Source organism: Mycobacterium sp. pW045 (assembly GCF_041287085.1).
Taxonomy (GTDB): domain Bacteria; phylum Actinomycetota; class Actinomycetes; order Mycobacteriales; family Mycobacteriaceae; genus Mycobacterium; species Mycobacterium algericum_A.
In genome coordinates, this window is record NZ_JBGGKU010000002.1 from 442,828 (window position 1) to 465,898 (window position 23,071).

The following is a 23,071-nucleotide window of genomic DNA, read 5'->3' on the forward strand; positions in this document are numbered from 1 at the left end:
ATACGATGTCACCCATGCGCAGACTTGTGATCGCCCTGGCCACCGCCACCACCGCTGCCGCGCTGTTCGCCGGCTGCTCCAGTAAGGATGCCGGCGGGCCGTTGCCGGACGCGACGACGCTGGTCAAGGAGTCGGCCACCACCACCGCCGACCTCAAGAGCGCCCACCTGGCCCTCTCGGTGACCGGCCAGATCAAGAACCTGCCGGTCAAGACGCTCGAGGGCGATCTGACCAACGAACCGACCACGGCGGCCAAGGGCAGCGCGACGATCACCATGCTGGGCTCGGACGTCGACGCCAAGTTCGTCGTGATCGACGGCGATCTGTATGCGGCGATCACCGGTGACGACTACGACAACTACGGCGCCGCCGACAAGATCTACGATGTGGCAGCGATCCTGAGCCCCGACAAGGGGCTGGCCAACATGCTGGCCAAGCTGAAGGACCCGAAGGCGCAGGCCCGCGACACCATCAACGGCCAGAAGGCGGTCCGGGTCACCGGCGATGCGCCCGCCGACGCCGTGAACGCCCTGGCCCCGCAGCTCAAGGCGACCGCGTCGACGCCGGCCACGGTCTGGATCCAGGAGGATGGCGACCACCAGCTGGTCCAGGCCCAGCTCGACCCCAGTGCCGGCAACTCGATCCAGATGACGCTGTCGAACTGGAATGACCCGGTCACGGTTGAGAAGCCGGCGGGAGCGTGATGCGGGTTAACCGCAGACTCGCAATCAGCGCAGGTAGCCTCGCAGTCCTGCTCGGTGCCCTCGACACCTATGTCGTGGTCACCATCATGCGCGACATCATGGCGCCGCAGCCTGCCGGTGTCGGGATCCCGATCAACAAGATCCAGCAGCTCACCCCGATCATCACCTGCTATCTACTCGGTTACATCGCCGCGATGCCGCTGCTGGGGCGGGCGTCGGACCGATTCAGCCGCAAACTGCTGCTCCAGGTGAGTCTGATCACGTTCGCTATCGGCTCGGTGGTGACCGCACTGGCGATGGATCTGTCGATGCTGGTGGTGGGCCGCACCATCCAGGGCGTCGCCAGCGGCGCGCTGCTGCCGGTGACGTTGGCCCTGGGCGCTGACCTGTGGTCGCAGCGCAACCGCGCCGGTGTGCTCGGCGGGATCGGCGCCGCCCAGGAGTTGGGCAGCGTGCTCGGGCCGCTGTACGGCATCTTCATCGTCTGGCTGCTGCGGGATTGGCGCGACGTGTTCTGGATCAACGTGCCGCTCACGGCGATGGCGATGGTGATGATTCACTTCAGCCTGCCGTCGCGGGCCGACGCCGCCCCGGATGACGCGCCGCCCGAACGCGTCGACGTGGTCGGCGGGCTGCTGCTGGCCGCGGCGCTCGGGCTGGCCGTGATCGGCCTGTACAACCCCGAACCCAACGCCAAGCAGGCACTGCCCGACTGGGGCCCCCAGGTGTTGGCGGGCGCCTTGGCGGCCACGGTGCTGTTCGCGCTGTGGGAGCGGTTTGCCCGCACCAAGCTGATCGACCCGACCGGCGCCCGGTTCGGGCCGTTTCTGGCCGCGCTGGGCGCCTCGGTGTGTGCCGGCGCGGCGTTGATGGTCACGCTGGTCGACGTCGAGCTGTTCGGGCAGGGCGTGCTGGGCATGACCCAGAACGAGGCCGCCGGACTGCTGCTGCGGTTCCTGGTCGCGCTACCGGTGGGTGCGCTGCTGGGCGGCTGGATCGCCACCCGGGTCGGTGACCGCGGGGTGACGTTCGTCGGCCTGTTGATCGCGGCCGGCGGCTACTGGCTGATCTCGAAATGGCCGGTCGATCTGCTGGCCTACCGGCATGACATCTTGGGGCTGTTCTCGCTGCCCGCCCTGGACACCGACCAGATGCTGGCCGGCTTCGGGCTGGGGCTGGTGATCGGCCCGTTGACGTCGGCGGTGATGCGGTCGGTGCCGCCGCGCGAACACGGCATCGCCGCGTCCGGCGTGGTGGTGGCCCGCATGACGGGGATGCTCGTCGGGCTGGCCGCCCTGTCGGCGTGGGGCCTGTACCGCTTCAACCAGATCCTGGCCGGCATCCCCAAGGTGCCCGGCGGCAGCCTGGCCGAGAAGATGGCCGCGACCGCGCACAACTCGAAGCTGGCGTTCGCCATGATGTACGGCGAGATCTTCGGGATCACCGCGATCGTCTGTGTGGTGGGCGCGGTGCTCGGGCTGTTCATCGGCAGCAACAAGGATTCCGTCGAGGACCCCGACGCCGCTGTTTCTGTTGCGCGAGCAGACGTGAAGGCCCCCTGAATCGTCCTATTTTGGGGGACTTCACGTCTGCTCGGCGCTGGGATGGCTCAGTGCGGAACCAGGGACAACAGCAGGTCCGGGCCGATCGGCTCGACGGTGTCGAACCGCCACCGCAGCGCCCGGGCGATGCTGGATACGCCCACATCGTCGACGGCGGTGATCGGCCCGCCCAGCAGGATCGGCGCCACATAGGCCAGGATCCGGTCGATGGCCCCGGCCCGCAGGAATGCCCCGGCCAGCGTGGGACCGCCCTCCAGGAGCACATCGGTGCGATCCGAGAGCGCCCGCAGCACCTCGGCCGGATCGTGGGTGCGGATCACCATGGTGCGCGAGTCGTCGTTGAGCACCTGGGCGTCCGCGGAGATCTCGCGCTCCCCCACCACCACCCGCAGCGGCTGCCGGTCGGCCAGGGTGCCGTCGGGCAGCCGGGCGGTCAGCGTCGGATCGTCGACGAGCACCGTTCCGGTGCCCACCACGATGGCGTCCGCGGCCGCGCGGCGGCGGTGCAGGTCGGCCCGCGCCGCCTCACTGGTGATCCATTGGCTCGACCCGTCGGCGGCGGCGCTGCGCCCGTCGATGCTGGTGGCGTACTTCCACGTCACGTGCGGCAAACCGGTGCGCTGCTTGTGCAACCACTCCCGCAGCGGCCCGACGGTCACCGCGGCGGCCTGCACCCCGGAGAGCACCTCGATCCCGGCCGCCGCCAGCCGCGCCGGCCCGCCGGCCGCCTCGGGGTTGGGGTCCTCGACGGCATAGACCACGCGTGCCACACCGGCGGCCAGCACCGCCTCCACACACGGCGGCGTTCGGCCGTGGTGGTTGCAGGGCGCCAGTGTGACCACCACGGTGCCGCCGGCGGCCAGCTCGCCGGCGCGGCGCAGTGCCACCACCTCGGCGTGCGCCTCACCGGTCGGCCGGGTCCCGCCGACACCGACCACCTGGCCGTCACGGTCGAGCACCACCGCGCCCACCGGCGGATTGGGGTAGGTGTTGCCCTTGACCTGCTGCGACTGGTCGATCGCGAGCAGCATCGCCGCATCGAAGCCGGCGGCGTCCGTCGCGGCCGGGGCGGGATTCATGCCTCGGCTCCTTGCTCGTTCGTCCCTCGCTCGCCGTCGCCTTCGGGATTCATGCCTCGGCGCTCATGCGCGCAGATGCGGCGAGGCGGCGAGGGCCTGGCGGCGCAGTGATTCGACCGCGGCGCCCGGGTCCTCGGCGCTGTAGACGGCCGAACCCGCGACAAAACAGTCGACGCCGGCCTCGGCGGCCTGTTCGATGGTGTCGGCGTTGATGCCGCCGTCGATCTCCACCAGGATGCTCAACTCGCCGGCGTCGACCAGTTTGCGCACCGCGCGCACCTTGCTCAACACCTCGGGGATGAAGGACTGCCCGCCGAATCCCGGTTCCACCGACATCACCAGCAGGGTGTCGAAGTTCCGCAGGATCTCCAGGTAGGGCTCCAGCGGCGTGCCCGGTTTGATGCTGAGCCCGGCCCTGGCACCGGCGGCCCGGATGTCGCGCCCGACCGCGATCGGGTCGTCGGTGGCCTCGGCGTGGAACGTGACGTTGTAGGCGCCCGCCTCGGCGTACGGCGGCGCCCACCGGCCCGGGTCCTCGATCATCAGATGGCAGTCCATCGGGATGTCGGTGGCCGCCAGCAGGCTTTCCACCACCGGCAGGCCGATCGTCAGATTGGGCACGAAGTGGGCGTCCATCACGTCGACGTGCAGCCAGTCCGCGCCCTTGACGGCGTCGGCCTCCTCGGCGAGCCGGGCGAAGTCCGCCGACAGGATCGACGGCGCGATCATGGGTCGTGACACGTGGCTCAGCCTACTTGTAGCGCCGCAGCGAACATGGCGTCGGTGCCGTGCCGGTGCGGCCACAGCTGCACGTGCGGGCCTTCCCCGAGCAGGCCCAAGCCGTCCAGCGGCGCGAACAACGGCCGGGTGTCCAGCGCCGTCACCGGGTGCCGCCGCAGCGCGTCGGCGACCACGCCGACGGTTTCGGCCAGGTGCGGTGAACACGTCGCATACAGCACCACGCCGCCGGGCCGGGTCAGCGCGATCGCCGCGGCCAGCAGTTCGCGCTGCAGTTTCGCCAGCACCGGGACATCGGCGGGCTGGCGGCGCCAGCGCGCTTCGGGGCGCCGCCGCAATGCGCCCAGGCCGGTGCACGGCGCATCGACCAGTACCCGGTCGAAGCCGGGCGGCAACCCCGAATCGCGGCCGTCGGCGGTCAGCACCGCTACATCCAGGCCGCGGGTGTTCTCGGTGACCAGGTCGGCGCGTTGCGGCGACTGTTCCACCGCGGTGACCCTGGCCCCGGTCGCGGCTCCCAGCGCGGCCAGCAGCGCGGTCTTTCCGCCGGGTCCGGCGCACAGGTCCAGCCACCGCCCGGTGTCGTCGCCGGCCACCGGAGCCAATGTCAGCGCCCGGGCCACCAGTTGACTGCCTTCGTCCTGCACCAGGGCCGCACCGGCCTGCACCGGTTCCAGCCGGCCCGGGTCGCCGCCGGGCAGATACACCGCGTACGGCGAATACCGGCCGACGGTGCCCTCGACGGCAGCCGCCAGCTCGGCGGCGGTCAGCATGCCCGGCCGGGCGGCGAGATGCACCTGGGGACGCTCGTCGTCGGCGGCCAGCACGGCGTCGAGTTCACCGGCGTCGGCCCCCAGCGCATCGGCGAAGGCCTGCGCTATCCAGCGCGGGTGCGCCCGCACGAACGCCGCGTGTCCGATCGGGTCGGCGGCCGCGTCCGGCGCCAGCTCCGCGGTCCAGGATTGCTCATCGCGGCCGCTGATGGTTCGCAGTACCCCGTTGACGAAACCTGCACGCGCCGAATCGAATTCAATAGCGGCCTGCTCGACGGTGGTGGACACCGCGGCATGGGCGTCGACTCGGGTGCGCAGCAACTGGTAGCTGCCCAGCCGTAGCAGGTCCAGCAGCACCGGGTTGATCGCGTCGGACGAGCGCTGCGCGGCCGCCCCGATGATCGCGTCGAGCAGCCCCAGCGCCCGGCAGGTGCCGTAGGTCAGTTCGGTCGCGAAAGCGGCGTCGCGGCCGGTGATCCCGCGTTCACGCAGCAGCGCGGGCAGCATCAGGTTCGCGTAGGCGTCGCGCTGCGAGACCGCCCGCAATACGTCGAATGCGGCGCGGCGTGCCGGGTCCAGCGGTTTGCGTTCGCGTTTGTGCGGGCCGCGCTGCGGCCGGCGGGACGGGCGGGTCATGACGCCCGCGCTCCGGTGAGCCGGGCACCGCGCGCCCAGTCGGCGGCATCCATGAATTTTTTTCCGGGCGGCTGGATTTGGCCCAGTCTTACCGGCGTCGACCCGGTGCCGACCCAGACGCTTCGCCGGTCGACGTGAATGTCACCGGGCGCCAGCGTCTTCGGCGCTTCATCGGTGATGCTGATCGGTCCGAGCTTGATCCGCAGATCGCCGATCATCGTCCAGGCGCCCGGATTCGGGGTGACGGACCGGATGCGACGGTCGATCGCCGCGGCGGGCAGCTCCCAGCGCACCCGCGCGTCCTCGACGCTGATCTTGGCGGCATAGCTGACCCCGTCGGGTGACTGGGGGACCGGGGTCAGTGCGCCGTCGGCGATGCCGTCGAGCGTGGCCGCCAGTAGTTCGGCGCCCGAGACCGCCAGGCGACCCAACAGCTCACCGGCGGTGTCGCCCGGGCGAATCGTCTCGGTGGCCACACCGTAGACCGGGCCGGAGTCCAGGTCCGGTTCGATCCGGAACGTCGTGGCGCCGGTCACTTCGTCGCCGGCGGCGATAGCCGCCTGCACCGGGCTCGCCCCCCGCCAGGCCGGCAGCAGCGAGAAGTGCAGGTTGACCCAGCCGTGCACCGGTACCGACAGCAACTCCTCGCGCAGCAGCGCCCCGTAGGCGACCACCGGGCAGCACTCGGGTGCCAGATCGGCCAGCTCGGCGACGAACTCCGGCGAGTTCGGCTTGGCCGGCCGCAGCACCGGGATGTCGTGGTCGAGGGCCAGCCGCGCCACCGGCGACGGCTGCGGGCGCCCCCGCCGTCCCGACGCCGCGTCGGGCCGGGTGAGCACCGCCGCCACCTCGTGGCGCGGTGAGTCGATCAGCCGCTGCAACGACGGCAACGCGGTGTCCGGGGTGCCGGCGAAGACGATGCGCACCGGGACAGTTTAGGGAAGCGACGGGTCGCGGCGGCGGCTACCGCGCGGCGCCGTCCCCGTACGGCTGTGCAATGGCGGCCTGCCAGTGCTCGTGGGCCTCTTGCACGCACTCATCGAGCGGCTTGGACGTGTCGACGTGATGCGCGGTGTCCCACTCGAAGTCGTCAGCGCCCAGCGCGCCGGCGATCTGGGGTGTCGCATCGGAGTTGCCCGCCGCCCTGGTCCGGACGCGCTCGGCGGCGACCTCGATCGGCACCACACAGCGGATCTCGCCGAACGCGGCATGCTTGTCGCCGGCCAGCCGGCGCGCCTCGGCGCGGATCTCCGCGTCACGCCAGGTGCCGTCGAGCACGACCGACACGCCGTCGCCCAGATACCGGCCCGCCCGCTGCAGTACCGCGCGATAGACAGCCGCGACATTGGCCGGCGCGTAGAGACCCGCGCCGAGGCTGCCGGCCTCGCCGCTGAGCTGCCCGGAACTGCGCAGTTCCCGGCGCACGTCGTCGGTGGACACCACCACCGCGCCGACGTGGCCGGCGAGTGCGCCGGCCAGGGTCGACTTCCCGGTACCGGGACCGCCGCCGACGAGCACCAACCGCACGGCACCGGCCTCCAGGTGACGCAAGGCGATGTCCAGGTGCTCGGCCGCCACCGCCGCGGCCCCCTGCTTGCCCTGAGTCAGCCGCACACAGTCGACTTTGGCCCGCACCAGCGCGCGGTAGGCGATGTAGAAATCCCGCAGCGAGCGTGCCGCGGTATCGCCCGAACATGCCGCGTAGCGCTCCAGGAAATAGTCACCGAGATCCTTGCGTCCCAGGAACTCCAGGTCCATGGCCAGGAAGGCGGCGTCGTCGATGCGGTCGACGTAGCGCAGTTCGTCACTGAACTCCAGGCAGTCGAGCAGCACCGGCCGGCCATCCACCCAGAAGATGTCGTCGGCGAGCAAATCGGCGTGGCCGTCGACGATGCAGCCCTGCTCGACGCGCCGGGTGAACAGCTTCGCCCGGCCACTCAGGTATTCGGCGCCGAGATGCTGCACCCGCTGCACGGTTTCGGGTGGCACAGCGGTGCCGGCGTGCTGGTGCAGCGTGGGAAAGTTGTCGTCCCAGCGCCGCCGGACCGCCTCGAGGTCCCCCTGCCGGCTGATCGTCGGGCTGCGCTCGGCGCGGTCGTGGAAATCGGCCAGCAGGCCGGCGATGCGGTCCAGCACGTGTTCGACGGGCTCGGCGCGCTTGACCATCGAGGCCAGCCGTTCTTCGTCGTGATAGCGCCGCATCACAATGACCGGTTCGGCCGGCGCGCCGGCGGGTCCCTGAAAGTGGGCCACCCCGAGATAGCTATCGGGGGCAAGGCGGCTGTTGAGCTCGACTTCTCGCCTACACGCCTGCTCGCGCTGCGCCACGGTGCGGAAATCGAGGAAGTCGGTCTGCAGCGGCTTTTTGGCCTTGTAAGCCCGGTCACCCACCAGCACCACCACGCCGGAGTGCGTTTCGTGTGCCTGAACGTAGGGCGCCGCCTGCTCTATCTCAGACGCCATGGCTTCCAGTGTTGACGATCGATGCGGCCAAGGTCATTTCGCGCCGGGCCGGGGGCGGACCACGATCACCGGAATCCCCGCCGCCTGGGCGACCGCGGAACTGACCGAACCCAACAGCTGACTCGCGAATCCGCCACGGCCGCGACTGCCGACCACCACCAGTTGGGCCTGCTCGGCCGCGTGGATCAACCAGCGTGCGGGCTGGTCACTGACCACCTTGCGGTGCACGGTCACATCGGGATACTGCTCTTGGTAGCCGGCAAGCCGTTCCGCGAGAATCTCGTGTGCCTGCTCTTCGTAGCCGCTGCGGTCGATGTTCAGCAGCGGCATGACCCCGACGTCGCTCCAGGCGTGCAACGCCACCAGTGGCACTCCCCGGTGGGACGCCTCGTCGAACGCCAGCGCCGCCGCGGTCTCCGAGGCCGGCGATCCGTCGATCCCCACCACCACCGGTGCGTCGTCGGCGACGGCGCGATCCGTCCGGATGACCGCCACCGGGCCGTGGCCGTGATGGATCAGGCTGGTGCTCACCGAGCCCAGCAGCAAGCGGCCGATCGCGCCCAGGCCCGTGCTCCCGACGACGGTCATCCAACTGCCCTTGCTGGCACCGATCAACGTGGCGACGACCTGGGAGTAGGCAATCTCGGTGTGCACCGCGGGTACCGCGTGCCCGCGGGATTCGACAACTCCGCGGGCCCGTTCGAGGACCCCTCGCGCCGCGTCGGCCTGCCAGCTGGGCATGCCGTCAGACCGCGGGTCCGGCGGCCATCCGGTCTCCAGCGGGGTCACCACATGCAACAGGCTGAGCGGCAGGTTGCGCATCGCCGCCTCGTCCGTCGCCCAGGCGACCGCCGCATCGGATTCGGCCGATCCGTCGACACCCACCACTATCCCGCGGGTGTTCTCCGCTTGTGACATCGTGCGGCCCTCCAGCCATCGTCGCCCGCCCCGACCTCGAAGCTACGGCAGGCCGGGCCGGTTCGCAGGAGTCGTTGGTCCTGACCCCGGGGGCCGTTGGCCTGCTATGCAGGTAGGACGACGACCCGCAGAGTGCCAACGGCCCTTTCGCCGGCGCTCGGTTCACGGGATCATGGGTGATAGGTGGAGATCGGAGGACTGAGGTGTCTGCCGCGTTGGTCGCGACCGAAACGATCCGGGATGCGGTGCAGACCGCATGCCGGGCCCCGTCGCAGCACAACATCCAGCCGTGGCGCTGGGTGCTCGACGGCGACGAGCTCCGGTTGTTCGTCGACCCCGGCCGGGTACTTCCGTCGGATCGATCCGGGCGCCAGGCGGTCATCGGGTGCGGTGCGGCGCTGGATCATCTTCGGGCCGCCGTGGCCGCGGTCGGCCTACGCACCGAGGTGCAGCGGTTTCCCAATCCCAACGACCCCGATCATCTCGCGTCGATCCGCTTCGCCCGGATGGGCTTTGTCACCGCCGGACACCATCGCCGCGTAGAGGCGATCCGGGTGCGGCGCAGCGATCGCTTGGCGCTGGCGGCGCCGTCGAACTGGGAGTTGTTCGAACCTGTGCTGCGCAACCACATCGGCCACATTCGGGTGCATCTGGATGTGCTGCCCGAGGACGCCCGCCCTCGGCTTGCGCAGGCGTCGCAGTTGGCGGAATCGTTGCGGCTCTACGACTCCAACTACCATGCCGAACTGAGTCGCTGGACGGTGCCGTTCGAGGAGTCCGCGGGAATCCCCTACCGCTCGTTGGCGTCGCTCGCCGAAGCTGACCGGGTGGGCATCGGGCGCACCTTTCCGGTCGGCCACCGGCAGGAACGGCGGGTTCACCTCAGCGAGGACCAGGCCACGGTCGTGGTGCTGTCGACCGACAGCGATAGCCGCGCCGACGCCCTGGCGACCGGCGAAGCGCTCTCGGCCGTCCTGCTGGAGTGCACGATCGCCGGACTGGCCACCTGCCCGCTGACACACCTGATCGAGGTACAGGCGTCCCGGGAGATCGTCGAGACACTGGTGGGCGGTGATGCCCTCCCGCAGGTGCTGATCCGGATCGGGCACGCGCCCGCCAGCGAAGAATCACCGCGCACCGGCCGGCGCCCGCTGGACGAGGTCCTGACAGTCCAAGGGAGATAGGGGCGGTCACCGCGCGGGAAGGCCGGGCGATCTGGCCTCGCCATCGGCGGGTCAGCCGATGTGCAGCGGGTCGATCTGCACCCGCGCCGGGCGGTGTGACCCGCGGGCGCTGAGCACACCGATGCTGTCACGCAGCGCCGCGGCCAGCGCAAGGCCGTGATCGCGGCCCACCCGGACCAGCATCCGGATCACGGCCGACTCGTCGTCGATACCGGCCGGGCGCCGCACCCCGGGCGGCAGCGGTACCGGGCCCAGCGGTTCGGCGCCGTCGGGTAACCGCGCCTGCTCCAGCAGCGCCGTCACCGACTCCACGTCACCGTCGACGGTGGCGATATGCACCGCCGGCGGCAGTCCGACCTCGGCACGGGCGCCCAGTTCGGCATCGGCATGGCCGACCGGGTCCCACCGGATGAGCGCCTGCACAGTCGGGATCGACGACTCGGCCACCACCGTCACCACCCCGCCGGCAGCACGGTCGCGCACCAGCGCCGCCGCGGCCATCCAGCGGCGCAGCGTGTCTTCGGCGGCGCGCAGGTCCTGGCGGCCCAGCAGCGCCCAGCTGTCCAGCAGCAGTCCCGCCCCGTAGCCGTTCGGGGTTCGCGGTTCGGCACCGGGGGTGGCGATCACCAACGCGGGCCCGTCATCGGTGCGCTCAACGATGGTGTCCCCGGCGGAGGTGATGACCGGGGTGCCCGGGAAGGCGCGGCCGAGTTCTTCGGCAGTACGCCGCGCGCCGATCACCACCGCGCGTACCGAATCCGAGCCGCAGCGCCCACACCGCAGCGCCGGATCGACCCGGCCGCACCACCGGCACAGTGCCGCACCGCCGCGCTGCGGCAGCGACAACGGCCCGGTGCAGTGCCGGCACCGCGCGATGGTTCGACAGCGTCCGCACGCCAGCGACGGCACATACCCGCGCCGGGGCACCTGCACCAGCACCGGTGTGCCCGCGGCCAGTGCGGTGCGCGCGCTTTGCAGGGCGACCGCGGGCAGTCGGGCGGTGCGCGCCGCGGCGTCACGCTCGTCCGCATACCCGCTGTCGTCGAGGGCCACCACTCGCGGTGCCGCAGCCCGCACCACCGCCCGCGACGCCACCACATCGTGCGCCCATCCGGCAGTCACCAGGGCGTGCGCCTCGGCGGTGCGCGCATAGCCGCCGATCAGTGCGGCACAGCCCGACAGATGCGCCCGCAGCATCGCCACCTCACGGGCGTGCGGGTAAGGCGCCCGTGGCTCGGCCAGGTTGTCATCGCCGTCGTCCCAGACCATGACCAGCCCCAGCTCGGTGAGCGGGGCGAAGACCGCACTGCGGGTGCCGATCACCAGCCGGGCGCCGCCGCGCAGCACCGACAACCAGCGCCGGTACCGGGTGGCCGGCCCCAGCCCCGCCGACAGGGCGGCGACCGCCGACGCACCGATCCGGGCGGTCGCGGCGTTCGACAGTGCGTCGATGTCACGCTGATCGGGCACGATGGCCACGGCCGTGCGCCCGGCACGGATGGCGGCGACGGCAGCCTCGGCGTACCGATCGGCCCATGAGTCGCCCGGCAGCACCTGCCAGACCGCACGTGCGGCCCGCCCCTCCTCCAGCGCAGCCAGATACGCGCCACCGGCTGAATAGCGCTGCCAGCCAGCGGGATTCACCGGTTCGAGCACCGGAGCCTCCGGTAGCTCCACCGCTTCGCGTTCCACCCGGGCGTGACGCGGCGGTATCGCCAGGCGCAGCACGTCGGCCCGGCTGCCGGCGTAGCGGGCGGCCACCGCTTCCACCAGCCGGCGAACCTCCGCGGTGAGCACCGGTTCAGCCGAGATCACCCGCTCCAGCCGGCCCAGTCTGCCGGTGTGGTCGGTATCGGCGCGGCGTTCCCAGACGAAGGCATCGACCAACCGACCGTGGAAGCGCACCCGCACGCGGGTGCCGGGCAACGCGTGTTCGGCCTGCTCCGGTGTGACGAGATAGTCGAACTCGCGGTCCAGATGCGGCACCGTCAGCATCGGCAGCACCCGGGCGATGGGGTCGCCGGGATCGCCGGGTTCGCTCTCGAGGCGCTCGACGCTCACCACGCAGGTCTAGCAGACGCCGCCGACCCCGGCATCCGCCGGCTCACAGCGCCGCCCGGCCTGTGGATCGGCGGGGGCGGCGTTGCTCGCGCCGAATTACCTTGCTGCGGTATGGCCGAACAGCGCGGCGCCCACGCGGAGACGGCGCAGGCCCGCGAGGGCTCACTCGTCATCCGGCAGCAGACCGCAGCCCGCACCGACGCCGTGCTGTCCACCGCGCTGCGCGGCGCGGTCGATCACGCCCGGGAGGGTCGTCGGCGTCTGGATACCATCGGCGCCGAGATCCGCGATGCGCTGGGCGATCAGCGGGCGCCGGCCTGGGACACCCCGGCCGGTGTCCGCCAGTTCCAGCTCTTCTTGGCCGCCAAGGCCCGAGATATCGGCCGGGTGGTCGCCGACGTCGCCGCCGACAACCGGGCGGGTGCGGCGCTGCTGCGATCGCTGGGGTCGGACTATGGGATCCCGGCCCGAGTGCGCGACCGGTTGAACCGGCAGGCCCTCGCCGATGACATCAGCCGGGTGGAGCACGCCACCGAGGCGATCAGCGCCGCGGACATGATCCGCTACGACAATGCGCTGCGGGTCCGTGACGGGCTGCGGTTCAATGCCGACGCGGGCACCGGGGCGGTGCTGTTGCTCAGTTATGACCCGGCGGCGTTCGCCGGCCGGGGCCGGGCCGCCATCGCCATCGGCAATCCCGACACCGCCGACAACACCACCGTGCTGGTGCCCGGGGCGCACAGCAGCGTCCGTGATGGCTACCTGTCGAATCCCGACGGCGTGAACGTCTACCGCGAGGCCGCCCGCGCCGATCCGGCCCGATCGAATTCGGTCATTCTGTGGATGGGGTATCGCGCCCCGGACAGCCTCTTGGATCCACGAGTGGCGCAACCGGATTCGGCGCGGTCCGGCGGCAGCATGCTGGCCGCCGATGTCAACGCCCTGCGGGCGACGCACCGCGGCACCGGCCATATCACCGTGGTCGGGCATTCGTACGGCTCGACCGCGGTGGCCGACGCCGCGGCCGGCTTCGGGATGCGGGCCGATGATGTGGTGCTCGTCGGCTCCCCGGGGACCGACCTGGCGCGCAGCGCCAAGGACTTTCATCTGCCGCGGGACGGACACGTGTATGTGGGCGCGGCATCGTCGGATCCGATCACCGGATTCGCCGGCGAACCACAACTGCCGGTGCCCGCGACCACGGCAACGGTCGGGCTGGGCCCCGACCCGGCCGACGACGGCTACGGCTCGACCCGGTTCAAAGCCGAGCCCCCGTGGCCGTCCGCACCGATGGCCGGTCACAGCTCCTATTTCAGACCGGGCAGCGAGTCGCTGTTCAGCATCGGCGACATCGCGTCCGGCCACGGCGACGCGCTGGCGCATGACCACATGACCGCCCCGCACCGCCACCGGCTTCCCACTTTCGACCCGGAACTGCTGCGTCCCGGCACCGGTGGCCACCGGCATTGACCGCCGGCGGGCCTCAGTCCGTGACCTGCCGCCCGCCACCGGAGCGGCCGAAGAAGAAGCCGGCCGTGATGAGCAGCTGCGCCGCCGCATAGGCCCACCAGATCGGCACCGCCAGCATCTCGTTGCCCAGCACGAACTTGCCGGCCCCGATCATGGCGTCCGACACCGCGAAGAACACCGCACCCACTGCCGTCCAACGGGTGGGCAGCTTCGCCAGCAGGGCCGCGCACACCATGGCGCCGAGCACCAGCACGTAGACCGTCACCGGGACGGTCATCCCCTCGCGAGACAGGCCGGGCCAGAACCACACCAGCAGGGCCAGGCAACTGACGCCGACCAGACCCGCGCCGATCAGCCCGCCGCGAGAGACCACCGCCAGCTGAAGCAGTGCCCCCAGAAAACACAAGTGCGCCAACAGGAACGCAGTCAGGCCGGCAACGAATGACGGCTCCCACCACGGGATCGCCAGCAGCCAGTCACCGGCGGCCGACAGGATCAGCGCAGGGATCAGCCAGCGCGCCTCGCGCAGGATCGGGTGCGCCGCCGCGGCCACCGCCAGCAAGACCGCCATGGCCGACTTGAACGCCGGCTGGCCGACCCAGTGCCCGGTCAGCGCATCGCCCGGCGGCGATCGCAGCGCCAGCACGGTCAGAAAGATCCCGTACCCGACAGCGACCCAACCGGCCGCGGCCCAAGCGGTGGGGACCAGTCGTGTTGCGTACGGTGTTCCCATGCCGCTCGTCGACGATGACTCCGCTATCGACCCCATAGTGCTGAAGGTACTGGACGCCGTCCCCTACCGGCTGACTCTGGCCGACGGCGTCGAAGCGGCGCGCCGCAGGATGCGCGACCTGCCGCGCCGGCCGGTGTACCCCGAGTTGCCCGCGGAGGACCGGGTCATCGAGGGCCCGGGCGGTGACCTGCCGGTGCGGATTTATCGCCCGCCGAGCGCCGGCCCCGCTCCGGTGGTGGTGTTCTTCCACGGCGGCGGGTTCGTCGCCGGCGACCTCGACACCCACGACGGCACCGCCCGCCAGCATGCGGTCCACGCCGACGCGGTGGTGGTGTCAGTCGATTACCGGTTGGCTCCCGAGCACCCGTTCCCGGCCGCCGTGGAGGATGCGATGGCGGCCACCGAATGGGTGGCGGCACATGCCGAGGAGCTGGGCGCAGATCCGGCCCGGCTGGCGGTGGCCGGCGATTCGGCCGGCGGAAACCTGGCGGCGGTGGTGTCGCAGCTGGCCCGCGACGCCGGCGGGCCCGAGATCGCCTTTCAGCTGCTGTGGTATCCGGCGACCACCTATGACACCACGCTGCCATCGTTCACCGAGAACGCCTCGGCGCCGATCATCGACCGCGAGGCGCTGGCGGAGGTCACCTTCGCCTACGCGGCCGGCGTCGACCTGAGTGACCCGCCGCCGATGCTGGCGCCGGCGCGGGCCCCGGATCTGGCGGGTCTGCCGCCCGCCTATATCGCAGTCGCCGGCCACGATCCGCTGCGCGACGACGGCATCCGCTACGGCGAACTGCTGTCGGCCGCCGGGGTCCCGGTGCAGGTGCACAACGCGACGACCCAGATTCACGGCTACCTGGGCTACGCCGGGATCATCCCGTCGGCCACCGAGGCCACCGACCTGGGGCTGGCGGCCCTGAAAGCGGCCCTGCACACCACGCGTTCTTGATCCGATGCGGCTGAACCAGATCACCCTCGGCTCCACCGATCTGGACCGCTCCGAGCGGTTCTACCGGCTCCTTGGCCTGCGGCTGATCGTCAAGACGGACGACTACCTGCGCTTCGAATGCCCGACCGGGGACAGCACCGTTTCAGTGGAACGCTCCGGGGTGGCCCCGATCCGCGAGCAGGTGACGACCTACTTCGAAACCGACGACCTCGACGGCGAGTACCAGCGCCTGCGCGAGCTGGTGGAGTTCAGCCAGCCGCCGACTGATATGCCCTGGCTATGGCGCGAGGCAAGGCTGCGCGACCCCGATGGCCACCAGCTGTGCCTGTTTCACGCCGGGGAGGCCCGACGGAATCCGCCATGGCGCCTCGAACCGCCGGATGAGCACTGACGGGCGACCGCCCGGCGCGCTACGGTCGAGCAATATCAGCGACGAGGAGCCACCGTGACCGACAAACCCGACCATGAAGTCCTGATCATCGGCGCCGGCTTCTCCGGCATCGGCGCGGCGATCGGTCTCGATCGAGCCGGCGTGCCCGACTATCGGATCATCGAGGCCGGCGACGGGGTCGGCGGCACCTGGCATTGGAGCACCTATCCCGGTATCGCCGTGGATATTCCGTCGTTCTCGTATCAGTTCTCCTTCGAGCAGAGCACCCAGTGGTCGCGTACCTACGCACCCGGCCGGGAGCTGAAGAACTATGCCGAGCACTGCGTCGACAAGTACGGGCTGCGTTCCCGGATCCAGTTCGGGACCAAGGTGGTGTCGGCGGAGTTCGACGAAGAACGCGACGTATGGCGGGTGCAGCTGCAACCGCCGCACGGCCCCGGCGGCCCGGTCACCGCGCGGTTCCTCATCAACGCCAGCGGCGCGCTGACCACACCGAAGCTGCCCGACATCGACGGCGTCGACACGTTCGCCGGGGTGACGATGCACACCGCGCGCTGGGATCACTCGCAGGACCTGACCGGCAAGCGCGTGGCGGTGATCGGCACCGGCGCTTCAGCGGTGCAGGTGATCCCGGAGATCGCGCCGAAAGTCGCCTCGCTCACGGTTTTTCAGCGGACCCCGATCTGGTGCTTCCCGAAGGCGGATCTGCCGCTACCGGCCCCGATCCGCTGGGCGATGCGGGTTCCCGGCGGCATGGCGCTACAGCGGCTGGCCAGCCAGGCCTACGTCGAGGCGACCTTCCCGATCGCAGCGCAGTACTTCACGGTGTTCCCGCTGGCCAAGCAGATGGAGTCCGCCGGGCGGGCGTACCTGCGCCGCCAGGTGCACGATCCGGTGGTGCGTGATCAGCTCACGCCGCGCTACGCCGTCGGCTGCAAGCGGCCCGGTTTCCACAACACCTACCTGTCGACGTTCAACCGTGACAACGTCCGCCTGGTCGTCGACCCGATCGAACGGATCTCCCCCACCGGGGTTGTGACCGCCGACGGGACCTCCCATGAGGTCGACGTGCTGATCCTGGCAACCGGGTTCAAAGTGATGGACAGTGACAGTATCCCGACATTCGCCGTGACCGGGGCCGGCGGCCAGTCGCTGAGCCGGTTCTGGGACGAGTACCGGCTACAGGCCTACGAGGGGGTCAGCATCCCCGGATTCCCCAACCTGTTCAGCGTCTTCGGTCCGTACGGCTACGTCGGGTCATCGTATTTCGCGCTGATCGAGGCGCAGACGCACCACATCGTGCGGTGCCTGACACGCGCCCGGCGGCGCGGCGCCACCCGGGTGGAGATCTCCGAGGCCGCCAACGCCCGCTACTTCGCCGAGATGATGAGCAAACGCCACCGCCAGGTGTTCTGGCAGGACAGCTGCCAACTGGCCAACAGCTACTACTTCGACAAGAACGGCGACGTCCCGCTGCGGCCCACCACCACCGTGGAGGCCTACTGGCGCAGCCGGCGCTTCGACCTCGACGACTACCGGTTCACCGCCTGATTTTTCAGGCGCGACAAGACGCGAAAGCCCCTAAATCCGGCCGGAAATGGGGGCTTTGGCGTCTGCTCGCGCAGCGAGACCGCAATTAAATGGCGCGCTTGAGGTCGTCGACCTTGTCGAGTTGCTCCCACGGCAGTTCGATGTCGGTGCGGCCGAAGTGGCCGTACGCGGCGGTCGGCGCGTAGATCGGGCGCAGCAGGTCCAGGTCGCGCACGATGGCGCCCGGGCGCAGGTCGAAGACCTCGGGCACGATCTTCTCGATCTTGACCGGGTCGACGGTGGCGGTGCCGAAGGTCTCGATGAACAGCCCGACCGGGGCGGCCTTGCCGATGGCGTAGGCCACCTGGACCTCGACGCGCTGCGCCAGGCCGGCGGCGACGATGTTCTTGGCCACCCAGCGCATCGCGTAGGCGGCCGAACGGTCGACCTTGGACGGGTCCTTGCCGGAGAAGGCGCCGCCGCCGTGGCGGGCCCAGCCGCCGTAGGTGTCGACGATGATCTTGCGCCCGGTCAGGCCGGCGTCACCCATCGGCCCGCCGACGACGAACTTGCCGGTCGGGTTGATCAGCACCCGGGTCGACGACGAGTCCAGCGTCTCGTGGGCGAGCTCGGCGAGCACGGTGGTGATCACGTGCTCCCGCAGATCGGGGTCCAGAGTCTTCACCAGGTCGATGCCGTCGGCGTGCTGGGTGGAGATCACCACGGTGTCCAGCCGGGTCGGGACGTCGTCCTCGTATTCGATGGTGACCTGGGTCTTGCCGTCCGGGCGCAGGTAGTCCAGCGTGCCGTTCTTGCGGACCTCGGTCAGCCGCCGCGACAGCCGGTGGGCGAGCGCGATCGGCAGCGGCATCAGCTCGGGGGTGTCGGCGATCGCATAGCCGAACATCAGGCCCTGGTCGCCGGCGCCCTGAGAGTCCAGCGGGTCGGCCGCCCCCTCGACGCGGGCTTCGTGGGCGGTGTCGACACCCTGCGCGATGTCGGGTGACTGCGCGCCGATGCCGATGTTGACCCCGCAGGTCTCCCCGTCGAAGCCCTTGTCCGACGAGTCGTAGCCGATGTCGAGGATCCGCTCGCGCACGGTGTTGGTGATGTTGGCGAACGCCTCCCGGGCGTTGGTCGTGACCTCGCCGACCACGTGCACCTGACCGGTGGTGACCAGGGTCTCCACCGCAACCCGGGAGCGGGGGTCATCGGCGAGCAGTGCGTCGAGCACCGAGTCGCTGATGGCGTCACAGATCTTGTCGGGATGTCCCTCGGTCACCGACTCACTGGTGAACAGCCGACCCTTTTCGCTCACAATGTCACCCTCCGGTATCGATCCAAAAGTTAGCTCGGGCAAATATAGCTATGCGCTCCTGGTGGCGGCCTGACAGTCCGGTGGGGCGCCCCCAGGTCGCGGGCCGGGTAGTGCCTGTGCTCCCCCGCGACCGGGAGATGCTCGACGACACGCCCCACGACGAGGCACTTGTACGACTCGGCCCTGTGGCTGCCTACCTTACCGTCCTGGCGGCGTGCGGCGGCAGGCCGGGTGGCCGCGGTCACGGTGTCGGCGGCGTCGCCGTCTCGAGCCGGACCGCCCAGCCGACCAGCGACCGCAGATAGCGCAGCAGCAACTCATCCGGATACGCGTCGGGGTCGGTGAGGTGCAGCAGCGCCAGTTCCTCCAGTGCGGACAACAGCAGTCGCGCCGTCGCGCCGTCGGCGTCGACCGGGTGGCCGGTGAGCGCGGACAACCTGTCTGCCGCGATACGGCGGGCATAGCGGCGGCCCAGCTCGGTGCGGGCTTGCAGTTGCGGTGGCGCTGCGGCGGGCGGGCTCAAGATGATGCGCCAGCTTGTCGGCGCCGCGTGCAGGTAGGCCAGGATGCCCCGGCCGACCGCGTCCGGGTCGTCGTCGGGCGGGGCGTCCACGCTGCGCATGCCGGCGAAGGCGATCTCCGATTCGCGGTCGAGCAGCGCCGACATCAATCCGGCCAGGTCGCCGAAGTTCTGGTACACCACCGTGCGGGTGACCCCGGCGGCGTGGGCCACCCGTTCGATGGTCACCGCGGCGAAACCCTCGGTGGCGACGATGTCGCGGGCACGGTCGAGCAGCTGGGCCCGGCGGGCCTGTCCCGACATCCGCCGCCGCGGCGACGCCGGTTGCGCGCTCATCTGTGTTCCGGCAATGCGAGCAGCAGCTTGACCGCGCGGGCCGCACTCTGCGCGGCGCTTTCCATCGTCGCCGACCAATCGGTGCGGGTCCAGTCGCCGGCGAGCACCAGGCTCGGCACCGAGGTGCGCTGGTCCGGGCGCAGCCCGTCGGTGCCGACGACCTGCGAGAAGGTCGCCTTCGGCATCTTGACCACCTGGGCGGCCACCACGTTCGCCTCGGCGGCGGCCGGATAGTAGCGGCGCAGCAGCTCCAGCTGCTCGGCCACGATCTGGTCGCTGGACCGGTGGATCTGTTCGTAGGCGCCGCTGGTGGTCAGGCAGTACAGCCATGCGCCGTCCGGGTCGCGGCCCTGCATCCGCTGCCGGTCGAACACCTCGTCGATGATGCCGGTGCCGCCGATCACCGCCTCCATCGCTGCTTCGGTGCCCAGCGGCCGGTCCAGGTAGAGGTTGGTGCTCACGATCGGCGTGTGATGCAACTTGTCTGCCGCGGCGTAGATTTCGGCGTGCTCGGGCAGGTCGTCGAGCAGCCCGCCGATATGGGAGTTGGGCACCGCGCACACCACCGCGTCTGCCGGTAGCTCGGTACCATCGGCCAGTTCCACCGCCCGGACGGCGTTGTCCTGCACCATGATTCGCCTGGCCACCGTGCGATAGCGCACGTCGACGCCGAGTCGGTCGAACAGCGCGAGCGCACCCGTGATGTAGAGCGTGTCGAGGTCGGTGGTCGGGTAGCCGATCGTCACCGCGGTGCGATGCCGCAGGCCCAGCCGGATTCCGGTGGCGAGCACGTCGGCGAAGACCTTGGCCGAGCCACGCTCCACCGGCTCGGCGGCGATACCGAGGGCAAGCCAGTCCCATACCGCCTGGCGCGCCGACGACGGCATGCCCACCCGCCGAAACCACTGGTCGGTGGAGAGATCGCAAAGGTCGGCGGGTTGGCGCAGTGCCTGGTGTGTCAACCGTGCCGTCGCCACGGCCGTGCGCACGCGGTCGAGCAGGCTTGCCTCCGGGTGCACGCCGAACAGCGTCCGCACCGCACCCAGCCCGCGGGTCGCCATGGTGGTCGTGGCGCCTCCCGGCCAGCGCAGCGTGCCGCCGGTCGGGAACTCGACCATCGACCGGGTGCCGACGCTGGTCAGGTAGCGGAACAGGTGTTCATAGCCGCTTGCGATGACGTGCTGGCCGTTATCCGGAAGGTCGGCTATCCCGTCCACTTTCATCGCGTGGGTGCGCCCGCCGAGCCGGCCACGCCGCTCCAGCAGGGTGACCTTCTTGCCCGCCTCGGCCAGCCAGACCGCCGAGGCCAGGCCCGCCAGGCCGCCCCCGATCACCACATACCGCCGGTCGTCCATGTCGGGCCCCTTCCAGTAACTTACTAATCGTAAGTTACTGCGGCGGTGATTGCGCGGCCAACGGCACCCCGGCCGGCGCCGGCGCTAATCGCGGCCGCCCAGGAAGGCCGCCACCGCGTCCACGATCCGGCTGGCCATCAGGGTCTTCGAACCGGGCTCCAGGGCGGACTCGGTTCCGTCGGCGGCCAGCAACCAGCCGTCATTGTGGTCCACCTCGAAGGCCCTGCCTTCCCCGACGGCGTTGACCACCAGCAGGTCGCATCCTTTGCGCTGCAGTTTCGCCCGGGCGTGGAACAGCACGTCGCCGTTCTCATCTCCGGTCTCGGCGGCGAAACCGACGATGGCCCGCATGTTGGGCAACTGTCCGTCGGCGCGTGCCCGAACCGCGCCGGCCAGCACATCGTCGTTGCGGACCAGTTCGATGGTCGGGTCCCCCTGGTTGTCCGGCCCCTTCTTGATCTTCGCCTGCGCCGTCCGGGCGGGGCGGAAGTCGGCCACCGCGGCGGCCATCACCAGAACCTGCGCCTCGGGGGCGTGCTTGGTCACCGCGTCCTGCAGCTGCTGGGCGGAACTGACACGCACCACGTGGACCCCGGCCGGGTCGATCAGCCCGGCGGCGTGCGCCGCGATCAGGGTGACCTCAGCGCCACGCTGGGCGGCCACCCGGGCCACCGCGTAACCCTGCTTGCCCGAACTGCGGTTGCCGATGAACCGCACCGGGTCGATCGGCTCACGGGTACCGCCGGCGGTCACCAGCACTTTGCGCCCCGCCAGGTCGTAGGGCAACGCGTCGGACCGCTCCAGCAGCAGCGAGACGATTGTGTTGATCTCCTCGGCCTCGGGCAGCCGCCCGGGCCCGGTGTCGGCGCCGGTCAGCCGGCCCGACGCGGGTTCGAGAACCACCGCGCCGCGTTCGCGCAGCGTCGCCACATTGGCGACGGTGGCCGGATGCTGCCACATCTCGGTGTGCATCGCCGGGGCGAACAGCACCGGACAGCGGGCGGTGAGCAAGGTGGCGGTCAGCAGGTCGTCGGCGCGGCCGGCGACCGCGCGGGCCAGCAGGTCGGCGGTGGCGGGCGCCACCACCACCAGATCGGCATGTTGGCCGATGGCGACGTGCGGAACCTGTGGGACGTCATCGAAGACGCCGGTGTGCACCGGCAGCCCGGAGAGTGCCTCGAAGGTCGCGGCCCCGACGAACCGCAGCGCGGACTCGGTCGGTACGACCTGGACCGAGTGACCGGCCTCGGTCAGCTGCCGGACCACCGTGCAAGCCTTGTATGCGGCGATCCCACCGGAGACACCGACGACGATCCGCTTGTGCTCCACGGCTACCGACCCGTCCCGTCTCGGCCTCTGTTACTCGCCTTCGGTGTATTCGAGCAGGTCGCCGTGGATCTCGCGCAGCGCGATCGACAGCGGCTTCTCCTGCAGACCGGGCTCGACCAGCGGCCCGACGTACTCGAGGATGCCTTCGCCGAGTTGGTTGTAGTAGTCGTTGATCTGCCGCGCACGTTTGGCCGCGTAGATCACCAGGGCGTACTTGCTCGACGCCCGCTGCAGCAGTTCGTCGATGGGCGGGTTGGTGATGCCCAGCGGCGTGTCGTAGCCACCGATCATCGCCGGGTCGAATTCGGCGTCGGTGGCCGGCGAGATGGTGGCCGCGTCGGCCTGCGAGGTACTCACGTAAGACAATCTCCTGGCGATTTAGGGGCTTGGGGTGAAGCTGTTGGTGCTTCCGGGCCGATCACACCGCGCCCGGTGCGGTATCCACCAGCAAGGATACCAATTCTGAGCAGGCGGTTTCCAATCGAGCGTTGATCACGACCGCGTCGAAGTCGCCTTGTGCGGCCAACTCGGTGCGCGCGGTGGCCAGCCGACGTTCCATGACCTCCGCCGATTCGGTGCCGCGCCCGACCAGTCTGGCCTGCAGCGTGTCCCAATCCGGCGGCGCCAGAAACACCGTCACGGCCTCCGGCAGGGCCTTCTTGATGGCCCGGGCCCCGGCGAGGTCCACTTCGATCAGCACCGGCCGGCCGGCCCGGGTCGCCTCGGCCACCGGGGCCGCCGGGGTTCCGGATCGCTGCAGTCCACCGTGGATGTCGGCCCACTCCAGCAGGGCGTCGGTCTCGATCAGCCGGTCGAATTCCCCCGGCGTCACGAACCGGTAGTCGACGCCGTCGACCTCCCCGGGACGCGGCGCCCGGGTGGTCGCCGACACACTGAAATACAGGTCCGGCACCCGTTCCCGCAGGCACCGGACCAGGCTCGACTTACCGACCGCTGATGGGCCGGACAGCACCACCACGCGTCCCGCGTGTCGGCTGTCCGGCCCTCCACCGGCATTCACC

The 23,071-nt window shown here is 70.5% G+C and carries 21 protein-coding genes; 7 read left to right on the forward strand and 14 right to left on the reverse strand.

Going from position 1 to position 23,071, the window contains the following annotated elements; all coding sequences use genetic code 11:
• Positions 1-5 precede the first annotated feature (5 nt).
• Together ACAG20_RS04500 and ACAG20_RS04505 are read left to right on the forward strand one after the other, a co-directional pair.
• Complete coding sequence (locus ACAG20_RS04500; RefSeq protein ID WP_370491673.1) at positions 6-704, forward strand: LppX_LprAFG lipoprotein; 699 nt, start codon at positions 6-8, stop codon at positions 702-704.
• Positions 704-2,266, forward strand: coding sequence for an MFS transporter (locus tag ACAG20_RS04505; protein WP_370491674.1), 1,563 nt, complete (start codon positions 704-706; stop codon positions 2,264-2,266). Before ACAG20_RS04500 ends, ACAG20_RS04505 begins: the two co-directional genes overlap by 1 nt.
• Before the next feature lie 47 nt (positions 2,267-2,313).
• On the opposite strand, the gene ribD is transcribed toward ACAG20_RS04505, so the two are convergent.
• The 6 genes from ribD to ACAG20_RS04535 form a co-directional block, all read right to left on the reverse strand.
• Positions 2,314-3,345, reverse strand: coding sequence for a bifunctional diaminohydroxyphosphoribosylaminopyrimidine deaminase/5-amino-6-(5-phosphoribosylamino)uracil reductase RibD (gene ribD, locus ACAG20_RS04510; RefSeq protein WP_370491675.1), 1,032 nt, complete (start codon positions 3,343-3,345; stop codon positions 2,314-2,316).
• Between the two features lie 63 nt (positions 3,346-3,408).
• Positions 3,409-4,074 carry a ribulose-phosphate 3-epimerase gene (gene rpe, locus ACAG20_RS04515; RefSeq protein WP_370491746.1) on the reverse strand — a complete coding sequence of 222 codons (666 nt, stop codon included), beginning with the start codon at positions 4,072-4,074 and terminating at the stop codon, positions 3,409-3,411.
• A 17-nt stretch (positions 4,075-4,091) separates the two neighbouring features.
• Positions 4,092-5,492 (reverse strand): RsmB/NOP family class I SAM-dependent RNA methyltransferase, encoded by a 1,401-nt coding sequence (locus ACAG20_RS04520; RefSeq protein WP_370491676.1) that lies wholly within the window; start codon positions 5,490-5,492, stop codon positions 4,092-4,094.
• Complete coding sequence (gene fmt / locus ACAG20_RS04525; protein WP_370491677.1) at positions 5,489-6,418, reverse strand: methionyl-tRNA formyltransferase; 930 nt, start codon at positions 6,416-6,418, stop codon at positions 5,489-5,491. Before fmt ends, ACAG20_RS04520 begins: the two co-directional genes overlap by 4 nt.
• A gap of 37 nt (positions 6,419-6,455) precedes the next feature.
• The gene (locus ACAG20_RS04530; protein WP_370491678.1) at positions 6,456-7,955 is read right to left on the reverse strand and encodes an AAA family ATPase; all 1,500 of its coding nucleotides are present in this window, start codon (positions 7,953-7,955) and stop codon (positions 6,456-6,458) included.
• Positions 7,956-7,988: 33 nt separating this feature from the next.
• Positions 7,989-8,873 carry a universal stress protein gene (locus ACAG20_RS04535; RefSeq protein ID WP_370491679.1) on the reverse strand — a complete coding sequence of 295 codons (885 nt, stop codon included), beginning with the start codon at positions 8,871-8,873 and terminating at the stop codon, positions 7,989-7,991.
• Positions 8,874-9,076: 203 nt separating this feature from the next.
• On the opposite strand from ACAG20_RS04535, the gene ACAG20_RS04540 reads away from it, so the two are divergent.
• Positions 9,077-10,057, forward strand: coding sequence for an NAD(P)H nitroreductase (locus ACAG20_RS04540; protein ID WP_112689244.1), 981 nt, complete (start codon positions 9,077-9,079; stop codon positions 10,055-10,057).
• A gap of 51 nt (positions 10,058-10,108) precedes the next feature.
• Here the strand turns inward: ACAG20_RS04540 and ACAG20_RS04545 are convergent, their stop codons facing one another.
• A complete protein-coding gene (locus tag ACAG20_RS04545) occupies positions 10,109-12,052 on the reverse strand; it encodes a primosomal protein N' (RefSeq protein WP_370491747.1) in 1,944 nt (647 codons plus the stop codon).
• A 177-nt stretch (positions 12,053-12,229) separates the two neighbouring features.
• On the opposite strand from ACAG20_RS04545, the gene ACAG20_RS04550 reads away from it, so the two are divergent.
• Positions 12,230-13,588, forward strand: coding sequence for a DUF4226 domain-containing protein (locus tag ACAG20_RS04550; RefSeq protein ID WP_370491680.1), 1,359 nt, complete (start codon positions 12,230-12,232; stop codon positions 13,586-13,588).
• 13 nt (positions 13,589-13,601) lie between these two features.
• Here ACAG20_RS04550 and ACAG20_RS04555 read toward each other — a convergent pair whose 3' ends face one another.
• Positions 13,602-14,321, reverse strand: coding sequence for a lysoplasmalogenase (locus ACAG20_RS04555; protein WP_370491681.1), 720 nt, complete (start codon positions 14,319-14,321; stop codon positions 13,602-13,604).
• Between ACAG20_RS04555 and ACAG20_RS04560 the strand changes: the two genes are divergently transcribed.
• From ACAG20_RS04560 to ACAG20_RS04570, 3 genes are read left to right on the forward strand one after another with little or no spacing between them, the layout of a single operon-like run.
• Complete coding sequence (locus ACAG20_RS04560) at positions 14,320-15,270, forward strand: alpha/beta hydrolase (protein WP_370491682.1); 951 nt, start codon at positions 14,320-14,322, stop codon at positions 15,268-15,270. The two genes, ACAG20_RS04555 and ACAG20_RS04560, sit on opposite strands and share 2 nt — an antisense overlap.
• A 4-nt stretch (positions 15,271-15,274) precedes the next feature.
• A complete protein-coding gene (locus ACAG20_RS04565; RefSeq protein WP_370491683.1) occupies positions 15,275-15,661 on the forward strand; it encodes a VOC family protein in 387 nt (128 codons plus the stop codon).
• A gap of 54 nt (positions 15,662-15,715) precedes the next feature.
• The gene (locus ACAG20_RS04570; protein ID WP_370491684.1) at positions 15,716-17,212 is read left to right on the forward strand and encodes a flavin-containing monooxygenase; all 1,497 of its coding nucleotides are present in this window, start codon (positions 15,716-15,718) and stop codon (positions 17,210-17,212) included.
• An 85-nt stretch (positions 17,213-17,297) separates the two neighbouring features.
• Here ACAG20_RS04570 and metK read toward each other — a convergent pair whose 3' ends face one another.
• From metK to gmk, 6 genes are all read right to left on the reverse strand, one after another.
• Positions 17,298-18,509: a methionine adenosyltransferase gene (metK, locus tag ACAG20_RS04575; protein ID WP_112687740.1), complete on the reverse strand. Its 1,212-nt coding sequence runs from the start codon at positions 18,507-18,509 to the stop codon at positions 17,298-17,300.
• A gap of 241 nt (positions 18,510-18,750) precedes the next feature.
• On the reverse strand, positions 18,751-19,365 hold the full coding sequence (locus ACAG20_RS04580; protein WP_370491685.1) for a TetR/AcrR family transcriptional regulator: 615 nt from the start codon (positions 19,363-19,365) through the stop codon (positions 18,751-18,753).
• On the reverse strand, positions 19,362-20,720 hold the full coding sequence (gene hpnE, locus ACAG20_RS04585; protein ID WP_370491686.1) for a hydroxysqualene dehydroxylase HpnE: 1,359 nt from the start codon (positions 20,718-20,720) through the stop codon (positions 19,362-19,364). Before hpnE ends, ACAG20_RS04580 begins: the two co-directional genes overlap by 4 nt.
• Before the next feature lie 84 nt (positions 20,721-20,804).
• Positions 20,805-22,049, reverse strand: a complete 1,245-nt coding sequence (coaBC, locus tag ACAG20_RS04590; RefSeq protein ID WP_370491687.1) for a bifunctional phosphopantothenoylcysteine decarboxylase/phosphopantothenate--cysteine ligase CoaBC — start codon at positions 22,047-22,049, stop codon at positions 20,805-20,807.
• Between the two features lie 30 nt (positions 22,050-22,079).
• Positions 22,080-22,406 carry a DNA-directed RNA polymerase subunit omega gene (gene rpoZ, locus ACAG20_RS04595; protein ID WP_013829238.1) on the reverse strand — a complete coding sequence of 109 codons (327 nt, stop codon included), beginning with the start codon at positions 22,404-22,406 and terminating at the stop codon, positions 22,080-22,082.
• A 61-nt stretch (positions 22,407-22,467) separates the two neighbouring features.
• On the reverse strand, positions 22,468-23,070 hold the full coding sequence (gene gmk, locus ACAG20_RS04600) for a guanylate kinase (protein ID WP_112687750.1): 603 nt from the start codon (positions 23,068-23,070) through the stop codon (positions 22,468-22,470).
• Between the last annotated feature and the right edge of the window lies 1 nt (position 23,071).

Bases quoted from the DNA above. Each gene is read 5' to 3' on its own strand.
- rpe (WP_370491746.1), bottom strand. From the start codon at position 4,074: ATGATCGCGCCGTCGATCCTGTCGGCGGACTTCGCCCGGCTCGCCGAG.
- ACAG20_RS04560 (WP_370491682.1), top strand. From the start codon at position 14,320: ATGCCGCTCGTCGACGATGACTCCGCTATCGACCCCATAGTGCTGAAG.
- ACAG20_RS04535 (WP_370491679.1), bottom strand. From the start codon at position 8,873: ATGTCACAAGCGGAGAACACCCGCGGGATAGTGGTGGGTGTCGACGGA.
- ribD (WP_370491675.1), bottom strand. From the start codon at position 3,345: ATGAATCCCGCCCCGGCCGCGACGGACGCCGCCGGCTTCGATGCGGCG.
- ACAG20_RS04580 (WP_370491685.1), bottom strand. From the start codon at position 19,365: ATGAGCGCGCAACCGGCGTCGCCGCGGCGGCGGATGTCGGGACAGGCC.
- ACAG20_RS04505 (WP_370491674.1), top strand. From the start codon at position 704: ATGCGGGTTAACCGCAGACTCGCAATCAGCGCAGGTAGCCTCGCAGTC.
- hpnE (WP_370491686.1), bottom strand. From the start codon at position 20,720: ATGGACGACCGGCGGTATGTGGTGATCGGGGGCGGCCTGGCGGGCCTG.
- ACAG20_RS04530 (WP_370491678.1), bottom strand. From the start codon at position 7,955: ATGGCGTCTGAGATAGAGCAGGCGGCGCCCTACGTTCAGGCACACGAA.
- ACAG20_RS04520 (WP_370491676.1), bottom strand. From the start codon at position 5,492: ATGACCCGCCCGTCCCGCCGGCCGCAGCGCGGCCCGCACAAACGCGAA.
- ACAG20_RS04565 (WP_370491683.1), top strand. From the start codon at position 15,275: ATGCGGCTGAACCAGATCACCCTCGGCTCCACCGATCTGGACCGCTCC.
- ACAG20_RS04550 (WP_370491680.1), top strand. From the start codon at position 12,230: ATGGCCGAACAGCGCGGCGCCCACGCGGAGACGGCGCAGGCCCGCGAG.
- ACAG20_RS04500 (WP_370491673.1), top strand. From the start codon at position 6: ATGTCACCCATGCGCAGACTTGTGATCGCCCTGGCCACCGCCACCACC.
- ACAG20_RS04545 (WP_370491747.1), bottom strand. From the start codon at position 12,052: ATGCTGACGGTGCCGCATCTGGACCGCGAGTTCGACTATCTCGTCACA.
- ACAG20_RS04555 (WP_370491681.1), bottom strand. From the start codon at position 14,321: ATGGGAACACCGTACGCAACACGACTGGTCCCCACCGCTTGGGCCGCG.